General features: G+C 35.8%; 2 protein-coding genes. One reads left to right on the forward strand and one right to left on the reverse strand.

The window, feature by feature from the left end; all coding sequences use genetic code 11:
- The coding region (locus tag AC1D0Y_RS29410) for a small, acid-soluble spore protein, alpha/beta type (RefSeq protein WP_477708445.1) at positions 1 to 129 on the forward strand (129 nt) is incomplete at its 5' end.
- Positions 130 to 250: 121 nt separating this feature from the next.
- Here AC1D0Y_RS29410 and AC1D0Y_RS29415 read toward each other — a convergent pair.
- Positions 251 to 1,267: a DUF3231 family protein gene (locus tag AC1D0Y_RS29415; protein ID WP_477708444.1), complete on the reverse strand. Its 1,017-nt coding sequence runs from the start codon at positions 1,265 to 1,267 to the stop codon at positions 251 to 253.
- Between the last annotated feature and the right edge of the window lie 453 nt (positions 1,268 to 1,720).

Here is a 1,720-nt window from a genome sequence, read left to right on the forward strand (position 1 = left end):
GCTAGTGAGTTTGGTGTCAATCTTGGTGCTGATACAACTGCCCGTGCAAATGGATCAGTAGGTGGAGAGATTACAAAACGCCTTGTGCAAATGGCGGAACAACAACTTGGTGGAAAAAATATCCGATAAGAAGATACTTCTGACTAAATGTGTATGAAAAGGAGAAATGGAAATCCATTTCTCCTTTTCTTGTTTTACATATTACTACTTTTCTGCTGATGCTTGAGTAGTTTGTTCTACATATATAATTTTATTCTTTTTTCTTAGCAAGTTGTTCCTTATCTTTTGTACCAGGGGGTTGTTCTAGCCATTTATGCTGGATCATGATATCAGCTCCAGCTTTTGCATATTTTCCAATTTCAAGCGACAACCTTTCATAATTGACAACGAGATCACTTCGCTGACTTGCAGCTGCTGCAGTGGCATAGTTACCGGTTCCGGCCGCGCTCAAAAAGCTCATATGAAACATGGCTAGGCGATCAGAGAAAACAGGGGTCGTTAAATCACTAATGGCAATATCATGTGGTACAGGAGGTTGAATATGATTATCGATAAGCGCTTGGGTAAAGATTTGTACATGTTTTTCTGAAATCTTGGTCCCTCTTAACATCCAGTTCTGAACCTTTTCTCTTTGAGATGTCTGAGCGAAACTGAGACTTAGCTTACTACCAATGATATTGGTTTGGATATTCATATATAAATGGGATATTTCAATGGCATTCAAAGGGCGCTCTTTACTAAAAAACGAAAAGCCACTAAGATAGCTGTTACTGTCTATCGTATCCGGCTCAGTGGGATACGCAATATAAGGAGCTCGAACGAAAAGACCTTTTGAAAGAGAGATATCTGAACTTTCGTCGTATAAATTAGAGGCTTCTTCAAGCCCTTCTTTAAAATATAACCGTATATCTTTTCGAGCACTCATGGATAGAAACCCACTAAATGCTAGCATCCCTACCTTTGCCATGTGATTAACGTATGTAAGAATAAAGGTGTCCGTATAGAGACGGCCAGCGTCTCCATTTACATCATATTCATCTGTAAACCCTATGGGAAGAGGGATGTTTTCCTTTTGAAATAAAACACGAAGTTTTTCTACATGAGTAGCTGAAAAATCATAAGCCATTTGAACAATTGACTTAATTTCTTTATCTTCAATATGTTTTAAGAAATAACCAAGTATACATTTGGACATACTATCATTCATATAGCCAGTCCACGTGCAGGCTATTTCAGCTGACGTAAGCTTTGTGTTATGTTCAGTCATGAGCAGTTTCCTCCAATTGATATTTTTGGTTGTCACTATATCATTTGCAGAAAACTGCTCTTTTTATGCCTTTTAGGAGTACATTTAATTTGATTCAAGTTACTTTTGATTATTTTATATAATGAAACAACTATATTTTTCACCTCTATAGTTTCTGCTAAGATCCATCCGCTTTCCTTTATTTAGAAGATTAAGAAACCTACCTTTTCTTTTTACTTAAATTCCATAATTGCTAAGTAAATACTGAAGTATTTTATGTATTATTTATGTTTCAGCATTCACTTTTAATGACGACAAAGTAGGCAATTTTTCTACATTTTATATAAATATAAAAGCTTGATTTGGCAGATAAACTTGTACATATTTCATTCTACTAGAGTGGACTCAGATTTCTTAATACTGGCTCTATTTCTAAAGAAAGCCACAAGAAGAAGCAAAAGAGGAACTACGACT

Source organism: Priestia sp. P1_B12_1, from assembly GCF_056406695.1.